General features: G+C 41.6%; 22 protein-coding genes and 1 pseudogene. 14 read left to right on the forward strand and 9 right to left on the reverse strand.

What is annotated here, in order from left to right; translation table 11 throughout:
* Positions 1-328: 328 nt before the first annotated feature.
* From OFN67_RS04495 to OFN67_RS04505, 3 genes are read right to left on the reverse strand one after another with little or no spacing between them, the layout of a single operon-like run.
* Positions 329-1,315, reverse strand: coding sequence for a phospholipase A (locus OFN67_RS04495; protein ID WP_270867916.1), 987 nt, complete (start codon positions 1,313-1,315; stop codon positions 329-331).
* Positions 1,305-1,856: a molybdenum cofactor guanylyltransferase gene (gene mobA / locus OFN67_RS04500; protein ID WP_270867915.1), complete on the reverse strand. Its 552-nt coding sequence runs from the start codon at positions 1,854-1,856 to the stop codon at positions 1,305-1,307. The genes OFN67_RS04495 and mobA overlap by 11 nt, the downstream gene beginning before the upstream one ends.
* Before the next feature lie 2 nt (positions 1,857-1,858).
* A complete protein-coding gene (locus OFN67_RS04505) occupies positions 1,859-2,635 on the reverse strand; it encodes a hypothetical protein (protein ID WP_270867914.1) in 777 nt (258 codons plus the stop codon).
* A gap of 161 nt (positions 2,636-2,796) precedes the next feature.
* Between OFN67_RS04505 and OFN67_RS04510 the strand changes: the two genes are divergently transcribed.
* From OFN67_RS04510 to OFN67_RS04575, 14 genes and pseudogenes are all read left to right on the forward strand, one after another.
* Positions 2,797-3,138: a formate hydrogenlyase maturation HycH family protein gene (locus tag OFN67_RS04510; RefSeq protein ID WP_270867913.1), complete on the forward strand. Its 342-nt coding sequence runs from the start codon at positions 2,797-2,799 to the stop codon at positions 3,136-3,138.
* Positions 3,135-3,593 (forward strand): hydrogenase maturation protease, encoded by a 459-nt coding sequence (locus OFN67_RS04515; protein WP_270867912.1) that lies wholly within the window; start codon positions 3,135-3,137, stop codon positions 3,591-3,593. The genes OFN67_RS04510 and OFN67_RS04515 overlap by 4 nt, the downstream gene beginning before the upstream one ends.
* A gap of 87 nt (positions 3,594-3,680) precedes the next feature.
* The gene (locus OFN67_RS04520) at positions 3,681-4,568 is read left to right on the forward strand and encodes an aldo/keto reductase (RefSeq protein WP_270867911.1); all 888 of its coding nucleotides are present in this window, start codon (positions 3,681-3,683) and stop codon (positions 4,566-4,568) included.
* A 10-nt stretch (positions 4,569-4,578) separates the two neighbouring features.
* Positions 4,579-5,688, forward strand: a complete 1,110-nt coding sequence (locus OFN67_RS04525; RefSeq protein ID WP_270867910.1) for a carboxymuconolactone decarboxylase family protein — start codon at positions 4,579-4,581, stop codon at positions 5,686-5,688.
* 10 nt (positions 5,689-5,698) lie between these two features.
* Positions 5,699-6,250 carry a flavin reductase family protein gene (locus tag OFN67_RS04530; protein ID WP_270867909.1) on the forward strand — a complete coding sequence of 184 codons (552 nt, stop codon included), beginning with the start codon at positions 5,699-5,701 and terminating at the stop codon, positions 6,248-6,250.
* A 24-nt stretch (positions 6,251-6,274) separates the two neighbouring features.
* A pseudogene (locus OFN67_RS04535) lies at positions 6,275-6,337 on the forward strand (twin-arginine translocation signal domain-containing protein); the annotation flags it as partial.
* A 90-nt stretch (positions 6,338-6,427) separates the two neighbouring features.
* Positions 6,428-7,009, forward strand: a complete 582-nt coding sequence (locus OFN67_RS04540) for an NAD(P)H-dependent oxidoreductase (protein ID WP_270868175.1) — start codon at positions 6,428-6,430, stop codon at positions 7,007-7,009.
* A gap of 72 nt (positions 7,010-7,081) precedes the next feature.
* Positions 7,082-8,371, forward strand: a complete 1,290-nt coding sequence (locus OFN67_RS04545; protein ID WP_270867908.1) for an NTP/NDP exchange transporter — start codon at positions 7,082-7,084, stop codon at positions 8,369-8,371.
* 39 nt (positions 8,372-8,410) lie between these two features.
* On the forward strand, positions 8,411-9,397 hold the full coding sequence (locus OFN67_RS04550; RefSeq protein WP_270867907.1) for an alpha/beta hydrolase: 987 nt from the start codon (positions 8,411-8,413) through the stop codon (positions 9,395-9,397).
* 11 nt (positions 9,398-9,408) lie between these two features.
* Entirely contained in the window at positions 9,409-10,410 is a 1,002-nt protein-coding gene (locus tag OFN67_RS04555; protein ID WP_270871384.1) for an aldo/keto reductase, read from the forward strand.
* A 96-nt stretch (positions 10,411-10,506) separates the two neighbouring features.
* Positions 10,507-11,478, forward strand: a complete 972-nt coding sequence (locus OFN67_RS04560) for an aldo/keto reductase (RefSeq protein WP_333720332.1) — start codon at positions 10,507-10,509, stop codon at positions 11,476-11,478.
* 20 nt (positions 11,479-11,498) lie between these two features.
* On the forward strand, positions 11,499-12,146 hold the full coding sequence (locus OFN67_RS04565; RefSeq protein ID WP_270867905.1) for a DUF4405 domain-containing protein: 648 nt from the start codon (positions 11,499-11,501) through the stop codon (positions 12,144-12,146).
* The gene (locus tag OFN67_RS04570; RefSeq protein ID WP_270867904.1) at positions 12,143-13,672 is read left to right on the forward strand and encodes a flavodoxin; all 1,530 of its coding nucleotides are present in this window, start codon (positions 12,143-12,145) and stop codon (positions 13,670-13,672) included. Before OFN67_RS04565 ends, OFN67_RS04570 begins: the two co-directional genes overlap by 4 nt.
* Before the next feature lie 37 nt (positions 13,673-13,709).
* Positions 13,710-14,105: a cyclophilin-like fold protein gene (locus tag OFN67_RS04575; protein WP_270867903.1), complete on the forward strand. Its 396-nt coding sequence runs from the start codon at positions 13,710-13,712 to the stop codon at positions 14,103-14,105.
* A 1-nt stretch (position 14,106) separates the two neighbouring features.
* Here OFN67_RS04575 and OFN67_RS04580 read toward each other — a convergent pair whose 3' ends face one another.
* From OFN67_RS04580 to OFN67_RS04605, 6 genes are read right to left on the reverse strand one after another with little or no spacing between them, the layout of a single operon-like run.
* Positions 14,107-14,598, reverse strand: a complete 492-nt coding sequence (locus OFN67_RS04580; protein WP_270867902.1) for a methylated-DNA--[protein]-cysteine S-methyltransferase — start codon at positions 14,596-14,598, stop codon at positions 14,107-14,109.
* The gene (locus OFN67_RS04585) at positions 14,595-15,758 is read right to left on the reverse strand and encodes an MFS transporter (protein ID WP_270867901.1); all 1,164 of its coding nucleotides are present in this window, start codon (positions 15,756-15,758) and stop codon (positions 14,595-14,597) included. Before OFN67_RS04585 ends, OFN67_RS04580 begins: the two co-directional genes overlap by 4 nt.
* 41 nt (positions 15,759-15,799) lie before the next feature.
* Complete coding sequence (locus OFN67_RS04590; protein ID WP_270867900.1) at positions 15,800-16,654, reverse strand: universal stress protein; 855 nt, start codon at positions 16,652-16,654, stop codon at positions 15,800-15,802.
* Positions 16,655-16,666: 12 nt separating this feature from the next.
* Positions 16,667-18,799 carry a polyribonucleotide nucleotidyltransferase gene (locus OFN67_RS04595; RefSeq protein ID WP_270867899.1) on the reverse strand — a complete coding sequence of 711 codons (2,133 nt, stop codon included), beginning with the start codon at positions 18,797-18,799 and terminating at the stop codon, positions 16,667-16,669.
* A complete protein-coding gene (locus tag OFN67_RS04600) occupies positions 18,783-19,517 on the reverse strand; it encodes a phosphoribosyltransferase family protein (protein WP_270867898.1) in 735 nt (244 codons plus the stop codon). Before OFN67_RS04600 ends, OFN67_RS04595 begins: the two co-directional genes overlap by 17 nt.
* A complete protein-coding gene (locus tag OFN67_RS04605; protein ID WP_270867897.1) occupies positions 19,514-21,721 on the reverse strand; it encodes an LPS-assembly protein LptD in 2,208 nt (735 codons plus the stop codon). The genes OFN67_RS04600 and OFN67_RS04605 overlap by 4 nt, the downstream gene beginning before the upstream one ends.
* Positions 21,722-21,737: the final 16 nt, after the last annotated feature.

Here is a 21,737-nt window from a genome sequence, read left to right on the forward strand (position 1 = left end):
TTAACCTAAATTTAGCATTGAACGATTTTTTTAAATTTTAAGCGAAATTTGAAATTCTCTGTAAGGGGGAGGGCGCGCTTTTTAGGAGACGCTACCCTCCCCCTTACCAACCCCCACCCCTGTAAAACCTTAGAAGTGGCTAAATTTAGAAAAACTGCGTTTTTCTAAATTTAGCTGGTTTTATTTTTACGGAAATGCTTCGCATTTCTTTGCAATGACAGAAAATTTGCAAAATTTAAATTTTAAACTCATAGATTGCCACAAATTTTGTTTCGCATTTCTTGCAATGGCAAATTATACAAAATTCAAGGTCAGTATTTGGCGAAATTTAAAATTCCACAAACGAGACACCAAGGCCGATTTTATCGACACTTTTTTTATAATCAGCTAAGCTTTCAGCGTATCCGCTAAAATACCTAAAATACCCATAAAGCCCACTGTTAAATAGCGGAAATATAAAATCAAGCTCGATTGCACCGCGATTTTGCGAGTTTAAGCGCAGATTGTTGCGCCATTTGGCCATGACTTTGTGTCGCCCGAAGCTATACGAAGCGCGCAAATCCCCATAGCCCATATACTCGCTAATGTCCTTGTTGCGCTGATCTAGCCCGAAAGCATACCAAAGTCTTGGCGTGATTTCAAAGCCCCCAAACCTCCACGAACTTTGCGCATAAAGATGATTTATCGAGCGTGAATCCGCCCCGTCCTTGCCGTTTGATTCGTGCAAAACGCCAAGTTTTAGCTCGTCGGCAAAATCTGGCGTCAGACTCATAAAAAGCTCTGGCTTGTAGTTATTTTCCCTAAATGGCGCGCTATCAGCAGTGATTTGCCACCACGAATTTTGCGTATAAGCAAAAGAAATTTTCTCGCCAAAGCCAAAATAATCATAGCTTATAGGCCGTTCAAAACTAAACGCAAAGTGCGCTTCATTGGGGCTACGACCCTCTTTTTTATGGTGATCGTGAGTAAAGAGAGCATAAATTGGCTCGTAATATTTAATACCCAAAAATTCGCTAAAATTTTGATTTTTGCTTGGTTTTGGCGTAGAATTCAAGTCTAAATTCGCTAAATTTTGCTTTAAATTTTGCTTTTTTGGATACCGCGCCGAATTTTTGCTAGAATTTGACGATAAATTTGGCTTTGAAATTCCGCTTGAATTTTGCGCGCCAGTGTTTGCAAGGGCTAATTTTTTATAATAAATCATAGCGTTTTTATAATCGCCCTTTGCCTCAAAATCCCTAGCTTTCGCCAAAATTTCGCCATCATCTGCGCACAAAACGCTAAATAGCGCCAAAAATAAAATTTTAGTTTTCAACTTTTTCTAAATCGCTTTCGTAATTGATATTTAAAAACTGCGCTTTGTCTTTAAATTTTAAAATTTCACTATCGCAAGAAGTAATAAATTCGCCGATTTTATGGTTTTTCGCGTGGTAAAATTCCAGCGCACGCTCCGCCAAATCCCCACTAAAAAATCCGCATAAATTATGCGTTTTTTCGCCATCACTTGCAAGCGAAATCTCAGCCCTGCTCTCCCAAAGCGCGCGGATTGCCTCTTCGCTCACAAATGGCGTATCAGCAGGCACGATGAAAACCCTTTCCCCAGCAAATCCCCTAAGCGCCGAATACAGCGCGCCCATAGGCGAAAAATCCTTAAAATCATCTTTTATCAAAGGAAGTGCGGGGCTAAATTTTTGCGATTTTGCGCAGACAAAAACCTGCGAAAAAATGCGCGAATACCTTTTGAAACAAAAATGTGTCATGCTAGGCTCGCCCGAAAATGGCTCTACTGCCTTATCTCTGCCAAAACGAGAGCTTTTGCCACCGCACAAAATCACGCAAATTCTAGGCTCGCCCAAGCCTATCCTTCTTGCATATATTTTGCCTTGCCAAGTGCGTTATTTCCGATGAAATGATACAGGCTTGGGGCTTGAAGTTTGGCTAGTTTTGGGTATTTTTGCCTTAGTGTTTTCCATATATCATAGACCCTCATGCCACTTTTATACAAGCTCATAATCTCGTCGAAATGCTCATCATACAGGCTTGGTTTTTTAAGAAGCGAAATTTTGCGCCCCATATCGAGTTTGGCGTTAGCTTCGATAAACTCATGGATTTGCGCCTCTGTGATTTTGGTGAAATCCTCAGGGTATTTTTCCCTCATTACTCGCAAAATATCTTTGTCTGAAATGCCCTTAAAATGGAGCTTTTTAAGCTCAAATTTATACGCTTGCAAAAGCTCGTTTTTGCTCTTTGCGATTGCGCGAATTTTGTTTTTTTCGTCCTTACAATTCGTAGCTATGAAGTGCGTTAGCCCCGAAGCGCTCACAGATTTTTTAAACTCCGCGTCCTTCTCGCCGATATGGGCTAAAATCGCTTTGACCGTGTATCCTTTTCCTACCAGCTCCTCGATATCTTTCGCGTATGGAGTATAGTCAAATTTCGCGCGCGAAAACCCAGTTTGCGCGGTGATTTTTTTGTAAATTTTCGTATATTGCGACTTGTTAATATAATTTTTTTTCAGGGCTTTTCGAAGCTCTGCGCTAATCGCGCTAAAATCATCATACGACGCAATACTTGTAATCAAATCAGATTCATTTACGACACTGCCATCTACTACAACAATACTTACAACCTTCATACCGCCCTCCTTAAAATTTGTCCTAAAAGCCTTTTGCTTTTAAGTGAAAGATTATACTACTTTTATAGCAAATAAAGGGCAAAATTTTGGATTTTTTTAAATTTTAATAATTAAGAATTTATCTGTATAATTTCGCAAAATTTCAAATTTAAGGCAGGATTATGATAGAGGTTTGGAAGCTGACAAAACGCCATGTAGATGAGCCGGAGCGTGCGCCGAAATTTAGGGATATCACCATTTTTACGAGCCTTGGGCATGGGGTTGGCACGATTGATTTTAGTGAGAAGATTTGCGAATTTAGCGAAAATGAGTGGGAAGAGATACTAAGCGCGGGCGATGAATACGCGAAATTTAAGCTAGGAAATATCGCTACGATAAATGAAATCGAAATTTTCCCAGAACACGCCATAAAACTTTTGCAAAGCCTTAAAAATTCGGCTTTGGGTGAATTTTTAAAGAATTTAGATGAGGGTTATTTAACGCTTAGGAAAGTTTTTAGATGAAAAAAGCGATTTTGTGCGTAGGAAACGAGCTTCGTGGCGATGACGGCGTTGGCATAGAAGTCGGTAAAATCGCCATGCGTGAGCTTCCTGACTGGGAGGTGTTTTTTGGCGGGGACATGCCAGAAAATGAATTTTCCAAAATCAGAGCTTACGCGCCAGAAATCTTAGTCGCTGTCGATGCAATCGGCGTGATAATGGACGAAAACGCCAAATTTGAGTGCGAATTCGTGGATTTAAGCGATGATGTGAGTTATTTTTACAGCGCGCACAATATCCCAGCGTGCGTGTGGATCAAATACCTGCGCGAATTTATCCCAAAAATACTATTTTTAGGCATTAAGGTTGATTTGCTAAATTTGGGCGAATTTTCCTCCGCGCTCTCGCAAACAGCCAAAACTGGCGCACTTCTTGCAATCGAAAAAATCAAAGAATTAGACAAAAATTTGCAGGATTAGGCAAGGGATTTGGAGGATTGTTCTACCAAATTCCACCCCAAATTTGGTAAAATTTCTGCGAAATTTTAAAATTTTCAAGGAAATTTTATGCAAAGACGAAGTTTTTTGAAAAATTCTGTAATTTTTGGCGCAGGCGTGATTGTGAGCGCAAATTCGCTTTTTGCAAACAAGGGGGCAAAAATGCAAAATTTAGTTCCAAATTATGAGTTAAACAACGGCGTGAAAATCCCAATTTTGGGCTATGGCACTTGGGATATTCGTGGCAAAGACGGGCTTAGAGCCATAGAAAATGCCCTAGAAGTGGGCTATCGCCACATTGACTCGGCGCAGTATTATCGCAACGAAGATATCGTAGGCGAAGCTGTGCGAAATAGTGGCATAAAACGATATGAAATTTTCGTAACTTCAAAGCTTCAATGGGGCGCAAATGTGGGCAAAGAGGGTGCAAAAAGGGCAGTTTATGAAAGCCTAGATGCGCTTAAATTTGATTATATCGATTTATATCTAATCCACGCTCCTTATGGCGATATTAAGGGCATTTGGGCTGGGTTTTGTGAGCTAGTGGAGCAAGGATTGGTAAAATCAATCGGCGTTAGCAATTTTAGCGTGGATTTAGTGCGAGAGCTTTGCGATGAATTTAGCATAAAACCTGTGCTTAATCAAATCGAGCTTCACCCTTTCAAACAGCAAATTCGTGCGCAAAACGGGCTTGATAAGCTTGGTGTCGCCACTCAGGCCTATTCGCCTTTTGGCTCAGGTAGTTCTAAAATTTTGAAAAATGAAACGCTTCAAAAAATCGGCGAGAAATACGGCAAAACCGCGGCGCAGGTGATTTTGCGTTGGCAAATCCAAAGAAATATCATCACTATCCCAAAAACTGCGACAAAGTCCCGTATGATCGAAAATATCAGCATTTTTGATTTTAATTTAAGCGATGATGATATGAAAAAAATCGCAAATCTTGAAAAATTTTAAAGGAGAGAGTATGTTTTTTAAAAAATCAATCTTAACACTAGCTCTAACTTCGCTATTTTGCGGGGTTTGTATGGCAAATGAAACGGGAGGAAATATGCAGATTTCACAAAACGAAATCAAAAATTTAAACCAAAAAGAGCTAAATTTAACCAAAATTTCAGCGTTTTTGGCTAGTTCGAATTTGACCGAGTTAAAAAACGCCGTAAATTTTGCCCTTGATAATGGCATGAGCGTAGCCGAAATCAAGGATACAATGGCGCAACTTTATGCGTATTGTGGCTTTCCAAAAGCCCTAAATGGACTTGGTGTTTTAAGCGTTTCGCTTAAAGAGCGCGAAAAATCTGGCGCAAAAACCACGCAAGGCACGGAAAATAAAATCATAGAGAAAAATTTAAATAGCCTAGAAATTGGCTCTAAAACACAAACCGATTTAGTGGGCTCAAAAGTCGATTTAAGCGCACTTAGCGCAGATGTGGATTATTATTTGAAGGCGCATTTATTTGGCGATATTTTTGCGAGCGAAATTTTTTCGTGGAAGGAGCGCGAGATCATCACGGTTGCAGCATTAGCGGCGATGAGTGGCACCGAGCCACAAAGGGACGCTCACATAAAAATCGCTAAACTAAACGGCGTTAGCGATGCGCAAATAAATGAAATTTTAAAAATTTCAAATTCGGCTAAATTTGGCGATCCTAGCGCCATGAGCAAGGACGAATTCGCCAAAATTAGCCCATTTGGCGTGGGCGAACTAAACAGCGCGTATGCGAAGTATTTCAGCGGAAACAGCTACCTAAACGCCGTCTCAACCGAACAAGTCAAAATGTATAATGTGGTCTTCGAGCCGAGCTGTCGCAACAACTGGCATATTCACCACGCCAAAAGCGGTGGCGGTCAAATCCTAATCGCCACAGCAGGTCGCGGATACTACCAAGAATGGGGCAAGGAAGCCGTGGAGATGAAAGCAGGAGATGTCATAAATATACCAGCTGGCGTCAAACACTGGCACGGCGCGGCAAAGGATAGCTGGTTTGCACATATCGCCGTAGAAGTCGAGGGCGTGGAAACTAGCAACGAGTGGCTAGAACCAGTAAGCGACGAGCAGTATAAAAAGCTAAAATAAGGAGCAAAAAATGGCAATAATTAATGTCGATATTCAAAAATCTTACCACATTTTAAACCACGGTGCTACGACGATAGTCTCGGCTGAATTTGAGGGCGTAAAAAACGCTATGGCGGTTACTTGGGCGTGTCCGCTTGATTACGACAAAGTTACGATAGTGCCGCACAACGGCTCATTTACACGCACCTTAATCGAAAAAAGCGGATATTTTGCTGTGCAAATCCCGGTTTTTACGCAAAAAGATCTGCTTTTAAATTTGGGTGATGAAAACAATTCTCGCTTCGACAATCCACATAAAATGGATGGCGTGGAGCTGTTTTATCAAGGCGATTTTAAAGTCCCGCTAGTCGCAGGTTGCGCTGCGTGGATTATTTGCAAGGTTATCCCAGAGTCTCACAACGAGCAGGCGTATGATCTTTTTATCGGACAGGTTGTGGCAGCTTATGGCGACGATAGGATTTTTGACGGCAGCCACTGGCATTTTGATGAAGTGGGCGATGAGCTAAAAACACTCCATTATGTCGCAGGGAAAAAATTTTATCTTGACGGTAAGGGCGTGTGAAATTTAAAATTTAAAAGAAAAAAAATGAAACGCAGAGATTTTATTAAAAATTCCGCTGTGCTGGGAAGTGCTATGGCTTTTGGCGGTGTGTTAAATTTAAACGCTCAGCAAAATTCGGCAAATTTAAATCCAAAATTTGCAAATTTAAAAATTTCAGAAGAAAATCAAGGAGAAAAAATGCAAAAATTTTACATTATCGACGGCTCAAAGGAATTTTGGGGAAGCAAAGGTGAGCTTAGTAAGCTTTTGTGCGAGACAGCAAAACAGACGCTTGAAAGCCTAGGCAAAAGCGTAGAAATCAAAAAAATCGACAATGGATATGAGCAAAAAGTCGAGTGCGATAAAATTTTAGAAAGCGATTGTGTGATTTGGCAAATACCTGCGTGGTGGATGGGCGAGCCATGGATTGTGAAAAAATATATCGATGAAGTATTTATGGAAATCACTATGAAAACGGGCGGAAACGACGGCAGACACCGCACTAATCCTACCAAAGACTACGGCAAGGGTGGCAAACTCACAGACAAAAAGTATATGTTTAGCGTGACATGGAACGCCCCGCTTGACGCGTTTGAGGATAAGGACGAATTTTTCGGCGGAGTGGGTGTGGAGGCTGTGTATATGCACCTGCACAAAACAATGGAATTTGTGGGAATGACGGGCTTTCCTACATTTATGTGCAACGATGTCATAAAAAATCCGCAAGTTGAAAAATATGTGAGCGATTACAAGGCGCATTTGCAAAAGATTTTTGGGTAAATTTATTGAAATTTAGCGCAGTTTTGGCGCGTTTATAATGCCAAAATTTGCACAATTAGGCAAAATATAAAAATGAAATTTAAAGAGAAATTTTACTCGATTTTTGAGATAAAGCACGAAGAATTCAAGCTTTTGCTTTACAGTGCGTTTTTTATTTTTTCGCTTTTTTGCTCGTATGCGCTTTTGCGCCCGATTCGCGATGCGCTTGGGATTCATGGCGGAAGCGACGAGCTAAAATGGCTATTTTTAGGCACTTTTGTCGCCACGATTGTTTGCTCTATTTTAGCTATGTGGCTAAGCGGAGCTATCAAGCGCAAACTCTACACCGACGCCATTTTTATCTTTTTTGCCCTAAATTTGCTAGGATTTTTCGTGGCTATGAGATTTATTGACGCCCAAAGCCCCGCGTTTGCCACACTTTGCAGGGTTTTTTACATTTGGGTGAGCGTTTTTAATCTCTTTGTCATAAGCTCGGCTTGGAGCGTTTTGGCTGATGTTTTTAGCAAAGAAACTAGCAAATCAATGTTTGGCATAATCAGCGCAGGAGCGAGTTTGGGCGGGATTGCGGGGGCTGGTTTGGTTAGCTTTTTGCGTGGAGTGGAGACTGGGAATTTCATATTTTTGTCGGCGTTTTTGCTACTTTTTGCCTTGATTTTGAAAAATTTAATCATAAAAGAGGGGCTAAATTTGCTCCAAAACGAGAGCGAAAAAGCAAATTTCACTCAAAAATTCAGCACTCCACTACCTAGCAAAAATCCGCTTGATGGCTTTAAAATCATCTTAAAATCGCCCTATTTGCTATCTTTTGTAGGCTTTGTTTTGTTGCTTACAAGTGTTAGCACATTTTTATACATGGAACAAGCTAGGATTGTGCGCGCGGTTTTTGAGACGCGCGAAGCCAGAGCCGCAGCCTTTGCAAACATCGATCTTATCGTGCAAAGCGCTAGTTTTTTTATACAAATTTTCCTAACGGCAAAAATCGCTAAATTTTTTGGCATAAAGTGGCTTTTGGCTCTGCTTGGATTTGTGATTGCGCTCGGATTTATTATGCTAAATTTCACGCACCCAGCATTCTGGGGCATTGCGTTTGTGATGAGTCTGCGTAGGGTCGGCGAATACGCCCTTGTGAAACCGGCTCGCGAAATGCTTTTTGTCCCGCTTGATAGCGAGAGTAAATACAAGGTCAAAAACTTCCTTGACACGGTCGTTTATCGTGGCGGAGACGCGCTCTCATCGCAGGTCGAGGGCATAGCACTAGCTAAATTTGGCGTGAGTGGAGTTTTGATTTTGGGCGCAATAATTTCGTTTGTTTGGGGAATTTTGGGTCTGAATTTAAGTAAAAAATATGAAAAATTAAAATAAAATTTGCAGAATTAGGCAAAATTTAATGAAAGGAAAAATATGAAAAATTTAAATAAATTTTCGCTTTTTTGTGTGAGCATGGCTGTGGCACTAAGCCTAGCCGGGTGCGCCAAACACGAGACAACTCCCCAAAATTCGGGGCTGAAATTCGAAAATAGTGCGAAGCAAGAGTATATGGTAGCGCAAATGGATAAATTTTTTAACCCTGATAAAAACGCGCCAAAACCTGTGCCATTTAGCGCACCTAGCGGTTGGGAGCACAGCGAGATTATGCGTGGCGAGCTAAAAATCGAAAAATTAGCAAATTTGAAATCAAACTCAAATTTAACCATATTGCAACTCCACGGTGGCGGTTATGTGGGCGGACTAAACGATAGATACCGAAATTTCGCCCTAAAACACGCTTTGGTTACAGGCGCGAAGGAAATTTATATGCTAAATTACCGCCTTGCGCCTAAATTTACATACCCTGCCGCGCTTGAAGATGCGTTTAGCGCGTATGAATATCTGCTCGCTAACGGCGTAAATCCCGAAAATATCGCAATCATCGGCGATAGTGCCGGGGGAAATTTAGCCCTTGCATTAAGCCTATATCTAAAAGAAAAAAATGTCGCTCAACCCCGCCTTATGGTGCTAATCTCGCCATGGACGGATATGAGTATGGCTTTGGCTTCCAAAAAAGACAACGCCAAAAAAGACGCTGTTTTGGGCGAAAAAAACAAATTTCTCTACAAAGAAATCATCGCTCCGCCAAGCTATGCTAAAAATTTCGATTTAAAAGATCCACGCCTTTCGCCATTATACGCCGATTTGAGCGACCTGCCGCCAATGCTAATCCAAGTGGGCGCATACGAGCTATTAGCCGATGACGGCGTCGAACTAGCGCGCAGACTAGCCAAAGCTAACGGCGAGTTTAGCCTGAGCGTGTATAGCGGTATGCCACACGATTTCGCGCTTGTGATGCCAGAGCTTTGGGAGAGCGAGAGCTCGTTTATCGAAATCAAAGATTTTATAAACAGATATTAAAAGGAGAGATTATGAAATACACAAATTTAGGGCAAACTGACATTAAAATTTCGCAAATTTGCCTTGGTTGTATGGGTTTTGGCAGACCAAATCCAAACTTTCTTACTTGGACTGAGGCAGATGAGAAAACCTGCGAAAAGGTCGTCGCAAGGGCGTTAGAGCTTGGTATAAATTATTTTGATACTGCAAATGTCTATACCAACGGCGATTCTGAGATTTATCTAGGCAAGGCGCTTCGAAATTTAGGCGTCAAAAGAGAAGATGTCGTCATCGAAACTAAGGTATTTTTCAACGAAGGCAAACTAAGCAAAACGGCAATCATGCGTGAAATAGAAGGCTCACTAAAACGCCTAAACACGGACTATGTCGATGTGTATATGATACACCGTTTCGACTACGACCACGAAATTTTTGAGACTATGAGTGCACTTCATGAGCTAGTTCAAGCCGGAAAAGTCCGTGCGCTAGGGGCTAGTGCGATGTATGGCTATCAGTTTTTTAACATGCAACTATGCGCCGAGCGTGAAAATTTAACCAAATTTAGCGTTATGCAAAACCATTATAGCCTGATTTATAGGGAAGATGAGCGGGATTTGATCCCCGTGTGTAGGCAGTTTGGCACAAGTATCGCGCCGTATAGCCCGCTAGCTGGCGGTCATCTAGCTCACACTTCGTGGGACGGGTATTCAAAGCGAGTAAATGAAGATAAAGTCTTACGCGTAAAATACGACGAATTTAAAGAAAGCGACCTTAAAATCATCGCTAGGATTGATGAAATAGCGAAAAATCGTGGCGTAAATATGGCGCAAATCGCTTTGTCTTGGCACTTTGCTAAGGGCGTGGATAGCCCAGTTCTTGGCGCAATTAAAACAGAGCATTTAGATGACTGGGCAAAAGCCCTTGAAATCAGCCTTGATGAGAGTGAGATCAAATACCTTGAAGAGCTGTATGTCCCACACAAAGTGGTAGGCGCTATCAACAAAGGCGGTCCAGAGCGAATCGAGCGAAAATAAAATTTGCAGGATTAGGCAAGGAATTTGGAGTATTGTTCTATGAATTTTACTCTCAAATTTGCTAAAATTTAATCAAATTTGCCAAAAAGGATTTTTATGCAAAGGCGAGAATTTTTAAAAAATTCTGCAATCTTGGGTAGCGTGGCACTGCTTGGCGGTGCGCTAAATTTAAACGCAAATTCGCAAAATTTAAAAGGAGAAGCTATGAAATTTATCACTTTAAATGACGGCAACAAAATGCCTATTTTAGGATACGGCGTGTATCAAATCCCACAAAACGACACCCAAAGGTGCGTTGAAGACGCCATTAGCGTAGGATACCGCTCTATCGACACGGCTCAGGCATATCAAAATGAGCTTGGCGTGGGTGCGGCGGTAAATTCGGCTATTAAAGGCGGGATTAAGCGGGAAGAGTTTTTTATCACAACCAAAATTTGGGTTAGCAACGCGACAGAAAGTGGCGTTTTACGCAGTTTTGAAGCTAGTATGAAAAAGCTGGGCTTAGATTATCTTGATTTGCTTTTGCTCCACCAGCCATATAACGACATTTACGGAGCGTGGCGCGCGATGAGTAGGCTAAAAAACGAAGGACGCATAAAATCAATCGGCGTTAGCAATTTTTATCCCGATCGCTTAGTGGATTTCGCCATAAATAACGAAATTAAACCGGCTGTTAATCAAATCGAGTTAAATCCGTTTCATCAGCGTAAATTTGACCGCGAAATCGCCAAAAAATATGGCATTGCGGTGCAAAGCTGGGCTAGTTTTGGCGAGGGACGAAACGATATGTTTAACAACCCAATTCTCAAAAAAATCGGCGAAAAATACGGCAAAAGCGTAGCCCAGACCATTTTGCGTTACCTTATCCAAAACGACATTATCGTTATCCCAAAAACTACTCGCAAAGAGCGTATGGTTGAAAATTTCAGCGTTTTTGACTTCGAACTTAGCACAAACGATATGCAAACAATCGCTAATATGGACGAGCAAACATCGCTATTTAATGATTTCAACCATTTAGACCCAAAAACAGTAGAAATGCTAAACAGCTGGAAACTGCCTGATTAAGGGGTTTTGCAAGGCAAAAAATGAGTAAAAAAAGCAAAAAGCAGTTAGTTGATATTTTCCTGGCGTTTTTGTTAATTTTGCTTATGAGTTCGCAATCTACCGAGCAAAGAGCGCACGAATATATCGGCGTTTTTGCTCTTTTTGTGGTTTTAATCCACCAAATTTTAAACTCGTGGTGGTATAAGCTCAAAATTTTAAAAAATTCATCAAATTTGGCTCAAAATTTCATAAATTTAGCCCTTGTAATTTCTTTTACAATCTCCATAATATCGGGTTTGGCGATGAGTAAATATGCCCTGCCTTTTGCGAGTGGATTTATGAAAATTTCATTTGCCAGAGTGCTTCATCTGTGTGCTACGCACTGGTTTTTTGTATTCGCAGGACTTCATATCGGTTTTCACGCGCTAAATTTAGCCAAAAAACTAAAACCAAGCACTTTCGCAAATGCCTTAATCATCGGTTCGTGGCTAATTTCGCTTTATGGATTTTGGCTATTTTTAGATACTGGCATGATTGATTACATGCTAGCCAAAGTGCAATTTGCATTTTTGGATTTTAAAATTCCGCTTTACCAAAGTATGCTAAGCGGTGCTACAATGCTCTTTTCGTGGGCGTTTATCGGATTTTTACTAGCAAAATTTATCAAAAATTTAAAGGAAGCAAAATGAAAAAATTTATGCCTATTTTCGCGCTTTTGGCGATTTTTATTTTTGGCGGGCTGATTTATAATTTTACTGGCTCAAAAAAGGGCAATATCATCGAAAATACCGCCACAGCGAGCGTTTCAAACGAAAATGAAAATTTAGAAAAACTAAAAGCCTTAGATGAAAAATCAAAGCAAATTTTAAGCGATACGCAGAAAAATTCCACAAATTTAGATAAAAATTTCGTTTTGATTAAGGGCGGAAATTTCATCATGGGAAGCGAGAAAAGCGAAAACTGGCGAAGCGATGATGAGATGGCGCATGAAGTGGGCGTGAGTGATTTTTATATCGGCACTCACGAAATCACGCAGGGCGAATACGAACGCATCACAGGCGTTAATCCAAGCGAAAACAAGGGCGTTAATTTGCCTGTGGAAAATGTTTCGTGGCTAGATGCGGTAATGTTTGCCAACCTAAAAAGCCTTAGCGAAGGGCTAAACCCAGCCTATGAAATCACGCCAGATTCGGTCATTTGGGATAGGGGTGCGAACGGATACAGATTGCCAAGCGAAGCCGAGTGGGAATATGCAGCCAGAGCAGGAACTTCAACGCCATTTAGCTCAGAGATCCCGCCAAGCGGAAATGAGGCAAATTTTTACTCAAACTACCCTTATGAAATCGAAGAAAATTATTTTGACAACAGCAAACTAAAAGCAAAACCCACAAGCCCACGCTATCGCACGATAGAAGTGGGTAGCTTCGCACCAAACGGCTTTGGGCTTTTTGACATACACGGCAATGTAAATGAATGGTGCTGGGATTTTTACGGCGCTTACGAGAGTGGGAACGCGCTAAATCCCACAGGGGCAAGTGTCGGCACAAGGCATGTTTATAGGGGCGGTGGCTGGAACGACTTTGGTAAAAATTTACGCAGTGCTTACAGAGCAGCGGCTCAGTCAAATTATAAAAATCACAATCTTGGAATTCGCCTTGCAAGAAATGCCGAAAATTCGCCAAATTTAGGCAAAATCGAAGCCAAAAACGAAAGTTTTATCCAAAGCAAACACGAAAAAATCCTAATCGTATTTTATTCGTGGGGTGGAAATACGCGTGGCATAGCCAGAGAAATTCGCAAAATCACGGGTGCAGATATTTTTGAAATTCGCCTAGAAACGCCGTATTCTGATGATTACAATACTTGTTTAATGCAGGCTCAAAGCGATCAACACAAAAATGCAAGACCAAAAATAGACTCCCAAATCAAAAATTTCGAGCAGTATGATACGATACTACTAGGCTATCCAAACTGGTGGGCGAGTATCCCAATGCCCATTGCAACGCTACTACAAAGTTATGATTTTAACGGCAAAATGATAATTCCGTTTGCTTCGCATGGTGGGGGCAGAATGGGGGCTAGTGTCACGGCAATCGCCAAACTTGCGCCAAATTCGCCTATCGGCAATGCACTATCGGTGCATTATTCAGGTGGTGCGACTCTCGGCGATGATATAAGAGCATGGCTAAATGCTAACGAAATTTTGGTAAAATAAAATTTGCAGAATTAGGCAAAAATTTTAAAGGAAAATTATGAAAAAACTGATTTTTTTGTGTTTGAGTATAATTTTTGCATTTGGAGGCGAGATGAGAGTAAAATTTAACTGTGAAAATGTCCGTGCGGTGGCTGTTTTGAGCGATACTAGCGCGGCAAAGAGTTTTTATGAAAATTTGCCATTAGAGTTAAATTTGAAAGATTACGCAGGGCGAGAAAAAATCGCGGATTTGCCTGTGCGACTAAATTTTGCCGGCGATCCCAGCTCGGACGGCAAAGTCGGAGATTTAGGCTATTTCTCGCCGTGGGGGAATCTGGTGCTTTACTACAAACCTCAGCCATACTACGAAGGCGTCATAAATCTCGGTAAATTCGAAAGCGGTTTTGATGAAATCATAAAATGCGAGAGAGTTTTAATCCAAAAAGCGGATTAAATTAAGCCCTAAATTTCGCATTTTCTAAATTTAGCAAAAACTCTTTTTTATCCAGCCCGTATGCGTAGCCTGTGAGTTTGCCTCCCTTGCCGATAACTCGGTGGCAAGGGATAATTATCGCAATTGGATTTGCTCCCACTGCTCTACCTACGGCTCTGGCGGACATTTTTGGGATTTGTCTTTTTAGTGCGATTTTGCACGCAATTTCGCCATAAGTCATAGTTGCGCCAAAAGGAATTTGCATTAAAATGCGCCAAATTTCAAGCTGAAATTCGCTGCCAATTAGTGAAATTTTAGGCGTGAAATTTGGCAAATTTCCACTAAAATAAATGTCCAACCAAGCGCAAGTATCCCCAAAAATTTGCAAATTTTGCTCCCTAAATTCTGCGCCAAAATCGCTAAATTTGCCAAATTTAAGTGCTGTTAAATTTGCTCCATCGCTTTGCATAAAAATTTCACCAAGCGGCGAGCTATAACGCCAAAAATATTTCATAAGCCTTGCTTTTTTTCTAAATTTGGCAAGAAAAACGCCATACAAAGTGGCAAAACGCAAACCACGCAAAGCGTGTATAAAACATATCCTAGCCCAAATTTATCGGCAATCAGCCCCAAAATCGGCGCAAAAATCCCACCAATACTAACAGTCAGCCCAAATGTAACGCCAGAAGCAAGCCCAACGCGGTTTGGCAAATAGCCCTGCCCAAGTGCGATAATCGGGCTATAAGAAAGAGCTAGAAAAATGCCAAGCGGTGCTAATAAAACCACGGCAAAGCCCAAATTTTGCGCGGTTGCTAGCATTATCATAATCGGCAAAAGGCAAAGAAATGAGATTTTTATCATCTTTGTGAAGCCGAATTTATCGGCAAACCTGCCACCAAGAAGGGTAAAAATCGCGCTCACGCCGATATATGCGCTTAATAGCGTGTTTGCATAAGCCTTGCTTTGGTCAAATTCGTAGATAAAATAAAGCGCCAAAAATGTATTAAATCCGTGAAAAATGATAGAACGCCCACAGATTAACGCCATGAGTTTATAAAATCCGCCCCAGTCATCGACGCCGTTAGTTTGGGTGTTTGTGGCTGTTTTGGGTGTAATTTCGCCAAGTCTTTTAAATTCGGCGTAAAAAAATCTATACACAATACTAACGCAAATTTGTGGAATTATAAAAATTAGTGTCCCTTTTAGCCCAAACGCACTAATAATCGCTGTCATGAAAAGCGGTCCCAAAGAAAATCCCAAAATCCCACCAAATGAGAAAATGCCGATATTTTGGGCTTTGTTGTGCGGATTAGAGCATTTATTTATGGCTCTTGCGGCTTGTGGGTGAAACATCGCCACGCCAATTCCTGTGATCATCACGACCGCGCAAAGCACGGCAAACGAGGGCGCAACGCCACTTAGCGCGATACCGCCACCTGCTAAAATAAGACCTAGCGGGATAATGTAAGGTGTGTTTTTCTTATCAGCTAGTGAGCCAAAAACGGGCTGGATTAGCGAGCCAACGATATTTGAGACCATGACTAGGCTAGCCGCGGTTGCGTAATCATAGTGATAGCTGGCGATTAAAAACGGCAAAATCGCCACGAGTGCGCCTTGATTTATATCACAGCACAAATGCGAAAATGCCAAAATATAGACAAATTTATTTTTCATTTTAAATTTAGGATTTTATATGGGAAAATCCCATATAAAATTTACATTAAAACAGGAATTTGCGTATTTTGCAAGAAAAATTTGCTCGTTCCTGAAAGCAGAATTTCCTTAATTCCAGTGTTTGAGTGAAGTCCAGCGACGATTAAATCGTATCCGCCATTGTTTGCATAGTCTATCAAAACCTGTCCTGGAATTTTGCCGTCAATGTTTAAAAGCTCGAATTTATCGACTTTCACATCGTGCAGTGCTAGATACTCGGTGATTCTGCGCTTAGTCTCATCTGCGCTATCTTGGAGATAGTGATTGGCTGTGATGATTGTGACATTTTGCGCTTTTTTGAGCAAGTCTAACGAGTGATCGAGCGCTCTGGCACTTGCAGCCGTGCCTGTAAGAGAGACCAAAATTTTATCAGCTTTGAAGCTTTTTAGCTCTCTTGGAATTACGATACAAGGCTTGCCACTTTTTGAGACAGCCGCCTCGAAAGTGCCTGTAATCGTGCCTGTTGGTGGCACTGAGACCACGACAAGATCGCAGTATTTAGAGTGCTTTTCAACTAGCTCAGAGCGAATTCCTACCAAATGGCGCAAGCAAGCGCTATTTCCCACTCTCTCATCTTCGTGCATATCAAGACCGATTTTTTTGCACTCTGCCTCGAAAACTGCGCCGATTTCATCGCGCTCAGCCTTCATCTCCTCGTTTGCCGACTCCAAAAACTCGTCCATTAAAACTCCGCCTTTTAGCGTCATACGGACATTATAAATCATCTTAGGATCTAGCTGGCACGCCATGATATTCATGTGTGTGCCAAAAAATTTATTCACAAGCAACGCACCACGAATTCTGCCCTCTAACTCTTCGCCGCCACCGATTGGGAAAAAAAGTTTTTTAAGCTCCATTTTGCCTCCTTTTTACACTAATTCAAGTGAAATTTTACTGCCTTTTTGCTCTGTTACGCGCACTCTAACCACATCGCCCGGTTTAAATGGAGTTGTGATAAATTTCGCTCTTAAAAGCCCATCTACGCCGTCACGAAGTGAAATAAATGTGCCAAAATCTAGTGAGCTTTGCACTACGCCGTCAAATTCCTCGCCGATTTCAAATTTTACCTCTTTGCGCTCGTGCCTATCGCCTCTATCGCCACGCGGTTTGCGGAAATCTTTCGCATTTGAAACGATAGAGAGAATTCTCTCTTTTGCGCCATCGACGCCGTCTTTGTTCGCGCCTTGGATTTTAACCTCACCTTTTTCGCGATCTAAATCAATGCTAACGCCGAATTTTTCGGTGATTTCCTTAATCGTTTTTCCACCTTGACCGATGATATCGACGATTTTGCTAGGATCTACGCTGAAAATTTCAAGTTTTGGAAGCACGGCTTCGTTGATTACGATATTTGCGTTTGCTTCCTCCATTAAATTTAATATATGCGCCCTGCCCTCTTTGGCCTGCGCTAGCGCCTCTTTTAGCACTTCTAGACTAATTCCGCCAAGCTTGATATCCATTTGAAGCGCAGTGATTCCGTCGTTGCTACCAGCGACTTTGAAATCCATATCCCCGTCGTGATCTTCTAAGCCCATAATGTCAGTCAAAATCGCGTGTTTTTCGCCCTCAAAGATTAATCCCATAGCTACCCCTGCGACTAGTTTTATGGTTTTTACACCAGCTGCGCGAAGCGATAGTGCGCCACCGCATACTGATGCCATTGAACTAGATCCGTTGCTCTCTAAAATTTCGCTTACTACGCGCATTGATTGAGGAGAGTTTATATCAATGCTTGGAAAAATCGCTCTTTTGGCTAAATTTCCGTGTCCTAGCTCCCTGCGACCTGGGCTTTTTAGCGGGCTTGCTTCGCCTACGCAAAATCCAGGGAAATTGTAATTAAACATAAATTTCTCAGCTATCGGCTCTGGGCTAGTTAGGCTATCGCTAAGCTGAGCGTCGCTATCCCCACCCAGAGTTGCCACCACCAAAGCCTGTGTTTGACCACGGGTAAAGAGGCATGAGCCGTGCGCGCGTGGCAAAATGTTTGTTTCGATTGAAATTGGGCGCACCTCATTTAGCGCGCGTCCATCGGCTCTGCGACGCTCTTCGATGATTTGAGTGCGTATGATTTGGCGTTTGTATTTGCCAATGACATTTGTTACTACTTCTTTTTGCCACTCGTTTTGCACCGCGATTTCATCGGTTAAAATTTTATCTACGATTTTATTTAGCTCGGTTGCGCGCTCGCTTTTTGCCATTTGATTAATCGCCTCTTTTACAGCGTCTTTGTAGTTTTCATCGATGTATTTGGCGATATTTTCATCTTCGATTTCTGGTTTATACTCTAAATTTGCGTCTGGTTTTTTAAGCGCTAAAAACGCTTCCTCGTATTTGCGCGAGCCCTCTTCGATAGCCTTAGCAGCGAAATTTATCGCCTGGGCTGTCAAATCCTCTGGTAGTTCGTTCATGCTTTGGACGCCATCTACGATTTGAGGGAGCGAGCGCATCTCAATCATCAAAAGCTCATCGCCCACGCCAGCTACATACAGATCAAGGGCTGATTTTTTAAGGGCTGAATTTGACGGATTTAGCACAAACTCTCCGTCTATTTGGCCTACTCTGACACCACACACTGGGGCTTTCATAGGGATATCGCTTAGATATAGCGCCACACTTGCCGCATTTAGGCTCACGACCTGCAAATCCACCTCAGGATCTGCTGAAAGGACATAAACTACGATTTGGGTAGGATAGGCATATCCTTTTGGAAAAAGGGGGCGAAGCGAGCGATCTATAATACGGCTAGTTAGCGTCTCAAAATCGCCCGGCTTGGTCTCTCTTTTGATATATCCGCCAGGGATTTTTCCCACAGCATACATTTTTTCGATATATTGCACGGTTAGTGGCAAGAAATCTTCCTCTACCTGTCTATCTTCCCTAGCGACCGTAGCTAGCACCACAGTATCACCCACACGCATAAGCGCAGCACCCGCTGCTTGTTTTGCGACCTTGTCTATGTCAAAAATTTCTAATTGATTATTTACATCAATCTTGCACTGCATTGTTACTCTCCTTGTTTTCGTTTTTATCAATGTTTTTTTCTTTGTGAAATGGTAGGTAAAATTCGCAATTATTTAAAATTTGCATAATATCCTCGGCTTTTTCCTCTTTTTTCTCTTTGTAATAAAAATCCACATTTACAAAATCTTTTATTTTATGCACGGCGTATAGCCCATCTACCGCAGCTTCTATCTCTTCGGCATTATCAGTGCTAATAACCGGCGTAGCATAAAAAATCGTCTTTGCATTTAGTTTGATTAGGGTTTTTATACATGTCATCGTCGTAAGCCCACTCTCGCAACCCTCATCGACCAAGATTACATTTTTTCTAGCCAAATCAGGCAAGAGCGCGCCCTTACGAAATTTATAGACATTTTTTAAAATTTTTTCCTCATATTTGCGGTTAGCCTGCCCGTAAATATAATCCAAACTTATCCCAAAGCTTTTTACAAGTTCATCTATGAAAACTATCTCTTGCGTTTCACTCACACAGGCTATCGCGCACTCTGGATTATTTGGCGCATAAATCATCTCGCTAAATAAAAATTCATAGCTTAAATTTAGCTTTTCAGATAGTCTTTTTACCAAATAAATCGATGATAACGACTGGGCTATGATTAGGAAATTTTCGTTTTTTACCGCGTTTGAGGGCAAAATTTCAGCTAGCTTTTCGGCTGCTTCTACTTCGTTTTCAAACATCAATTCCGCTCTTGGTATCATTGCGCTTCACCATACTCAGTATCAACCGAAAAATCATATCCAACCCCGCCAAATGGGTAGAAATTTACGAAAAAGTAAAATCCATGCTCTTTTTTAGCCCTGGTGTAATCAGCGTTGCTCGTGTTTTTTGGCTCGATGTCTTCTTGATAGACGAAAGAGTAGTTCCAGCACTTTCTCGTATGCGTGATACCTAGCCTCCACATTTTTGAATACGACCTAGCCAAATCATACTCCCAGCGCCCAAAAATTTTGTTATTTCCTGGCAAATTCGCGCTTAAATTTGCGATTGTGTAGTTGTCTTTTTTGTAGCGTTTTTCGTTTTTGTCGCCGAATTGATCGTAGGTATAAGCGTGGCTTATGCTCGCGCTAAAATCAGAATTCGAGTAGTTTGCGTAGGTTTGAACCTTGCTAAAACTATCGTATTTGTGCGAGTATGTGAAACGATTGCCTAAATTTAGCCCATTTGCGAAATAAATATCAAATCTATGGTCGAAATTTCCCAGCTCTTCATCGTCAAAATCATAGCTTTGTTTAGCCGAGTGGCGGATAAATTTACGCCCATTTTCGTCGTAAAAATACTGCGTCATACCAAGAGCGATATTTTCGTGCGTGTATTCTTCGCCAAGCTCGCCAAGGAAATTATCCTCCCAATACAGCGAATCTTGTAACCTTGCCAAGCGAGATTTGCGTAAATTTCCATTTTTTTCATCGTATTCGTATTGATGAGATTTTAAAATTCTCTTATCAATCTCGCCCTTTTGCCAGCCAGGAATCCTTAAATCAGCCCTCCAATTCATAGTATGATAAAAGCTCTCATACGCCTTGGCCAAATCCGTAAATGCTGAAAATTCGGTGTATTGATTGGCGTAAAATGTGCTTTTATCAGCTTCTAGCTCGCCGTTTGCATAGTAGTATTTATCGCTCCAATCTATATGCGTCATATACACACGCTCGCTCACGCTAAGTCCCAAATAATCGCCCAAAAATTTATCGCTATAACTAAGCGGAATATCAAGCTCGTATTGGCGCGCGGTTACGCCTTCTTGGCGGGTGAAATTTCGCGCCTTTAAATCCACAGAGTAGAGCAAATTTGGCACAAAGATATCATCGATAAATTTATGATATTGCGCAGTCGGTAGCTCTTGGACTGTGTCGCGGTTTTGGAAGACGCTATCTTGGTTGAGCTTGCTAGTGTCGATATAATACCTGCCATAAAGCCCGAAATAATGGTCATCTGTCGTCAAATAATAATTTAGCTTAGAGGTTACTAGCGCGTTATCGTCCTCATCGACACCGCCTTTGCTCTTTAAATCATAGTATTCAAGGTCGTTTAATTTCGTAAAGTCAATCCATAAATTTTCTTTGAAATTTCCGTCGATTAGATATCCAGCTAGCTTGCTTCTATCGTATTCGATCTCGTATCCATGGTGTTTTTCGTTTTTATACTCTAAGCGTTCTTGGGCGCGGGTAAAATTATCAAACACACCGCCACGAATTTCGCCCCTTGAATACGGCGAATCCGCAAACCTAAATGTCCCATACACACCAAAACCACGGCGCAAACGAACCTGTGGGTCTAACTGCAAATCCCAGCTATCATACGGCGCGAAATAAATTGGCTGTTTATAATACACGCCCTCATCGCCGATATATCCGCCCTCTGGTGGCAAGAGACCGGTTCTGCGGGTAGTATCAGTAGGCACGCCAAAATACGGCAGATAAAACACAGGCACATCGCCGATATAAAATCTAGGGTTGAAAAGGTGTAAAAATTTGCTCTCTTTATTTAGCTTGCCACTGCTAAATTTGATTTTCCAGTCTGGATCATTGACATTACAACTAGATATCACAGAGCCCTTGACACGGTAATACTCGCTATCACTGCAACTCTCATCATTTTGCATCCAAAGCTCAGCGTCTTTATCCATCATAAAGGTCGCTTTGCCCTCTTGGGTATTATTTTTCAAATCAATTTTAACGTATTCGGCTCTGGTGGTTTCGTTATCCCCACGCATAGCATTTACATTGCCAAAAAGCTCGATTATTTCGTTTTTTTCATCATAAGTGGCGCGATCGGCTGTGAGGAAATAGTCCTGTGAATACACGGTTACATTGCCTCTGGCTATGGTTAAAAAGCCGTTTCGCTCGACATTATCAGCGATTAACTCGACATTTTGCACCTTTGCGTTAAGCAAATTTGCCACTAATGCACCAAATGTT

It is taken from the genome of Campylobacter sp. JMF_11 EL3 (assembly GCF_027736965.1).
Lineage (GTDB): Bacteria > Campylobacterota > Campylobacteria > Campylobacterales > Campylobacteraceae > Campylobacter_B.

What these genes read in the sequence shown, in the direction of transcription:
- OFN67_RS04565 (WP_270867905.1), top strand. Translation starts at nt 11,499, where the DNA reads ATGAGTAAAAAAAGCAAAAAGCAGTTAGTTGATATTTTCCTGGCGTTT.
- OFN67_RS04585 (WP_270867901.1), bottom strand. Translation starts at nt 15,758, where the DNA reads ATGAAAAATAAATTTGTCTATATTTTGGCATTTTCGCATTTGTGCTGT.
- OFN67_RS04550 (WP_270867907.1), top strand. Translation starts at nt 8,411, where the DNA reads ATGAAAAATTTAAATAAATTTTCGCTTTTTTGTGTGAGCATGGCTGTG.
- OFN67_RS04510 (WP_270867913.1), top strand. Translation starts at nt 2,797, where the DNA reads ATGATAGAGGTTTGGAAGCTGACAAAACGCCATGTAGATGAGCCGGAG.
- OFN67_RS04560 (WP_333720332.1), top strand. Translation starts at nt 10,507, where the DNA reads ATGCAAAGGCGAGAATTTTTAAAAAATTCTGCAATCTTGGGTAGCGTG.
- OFN67_RS04525 (WP_270867910.1), top strand. Translation starts at nt 4,579, where the DNA reads ATGTTTTTTAAAAAATCAATCTTAACACTAGCTCTAACTTCGCTATTT.
- OFN67_RS04590 (WP_270867900.1), bottom strand. Translation starts at nt 16,654, where the DNA reads ATGGAGCTTAAAAAACTTTTTTTCCCAATCGGTGGCGGCGAAGAGTTA.
- OFN67_RS04520 (WP_270867911.1), top strand. Translation starts at nt 3,681, where the DNA reads ATGCAAAGACGAAGTTTTTTGAAAAATTCTGTAATTTTTGGCGCAGGC.
- OFN67_RS04545 (WP_270867908.1), top strand. Translation starts at nt 7,082, where the DNA reads ATGAAATTTAAAGAGAAATTTTACTCGATTTTTGAGATAAAGCACGAA.
- OFN67_RS04570 (WP_270867904.1), top strand. Translation starts at nt 12,143, where the DNA reads ATGAAAAAATTTATGCCTATTTTCGCGCTTTTGGCGATTTTTATTTTT.
- OFN67_RS04530 (WP_270867909.1), top strand. Translation starts at nt 5,699, where the DNA reads ATGGCAATAATTAATGTCGATATTCAAAAATCTTACCACATTTTAAAC.
- OFN67_RS04505 (WP_270867914.1), bottom strand. Translation starts at nt 2,635, where the DNA reads ATGAAGGTTGTAAGTATTGTTGTAGTAGATGGCAGTGTCGTAAATGAA.
- OFN67_RS04595 (WP_270867899.1), bottom strand. Translation starts at nt 18,799, where the DNA reads ATGCAGTGCAAGATTGATGTAAATAATCAATTAGAAATTTTTGACATA.
- OFN67_RS04600 (WP_270867898.1), bottom strand. Translation starts at nt 19,517, where the DNA reads ATGATACCAAGAGCGGAATTGATGTTTGAAAACGAAGTAGAAGCAGCC.
- OFN67_RS04540 (WP_270868175.1), top strand. Translation starts at nt 6,428, where the DNA reads ATGCAAAAATTTTACATTATCGACGGCTCAAAGGAATTTTGGGGAAGC.
- OFN67_RS04515 (WP_270867912.1), top strand. Translation starts at nt 3,135, where the DNA reads ATGAAAAAAGCGATTTTGTGCGTAGGAAACGAGCTTCGTGGCGATGAC.
- OFN67_RS04575 (WP_270867903.1), top strand. Translation starts at nt 13,710, where the DNA reads ATGAAAAAACTGATTTTTTTGTGTTTGAGTATAATTTTTGCATTTGGA.
- OFN67_RS04555 (WP_270871384.1), top strand. Translation starts at nt 9,409, where the DNA reads ATGAAATACACAAATTTAGGGCAAACTGACATTAAAATTTCGCAAATT.
- OFN67_RS04580 (WP_270867902.1), bottom strand. Translation starts at nt 14,598, where the DNA reads ATGAAATATTTTTGGCGTTATAGCTCGCCGCTTGGTGAAATTTTTATG.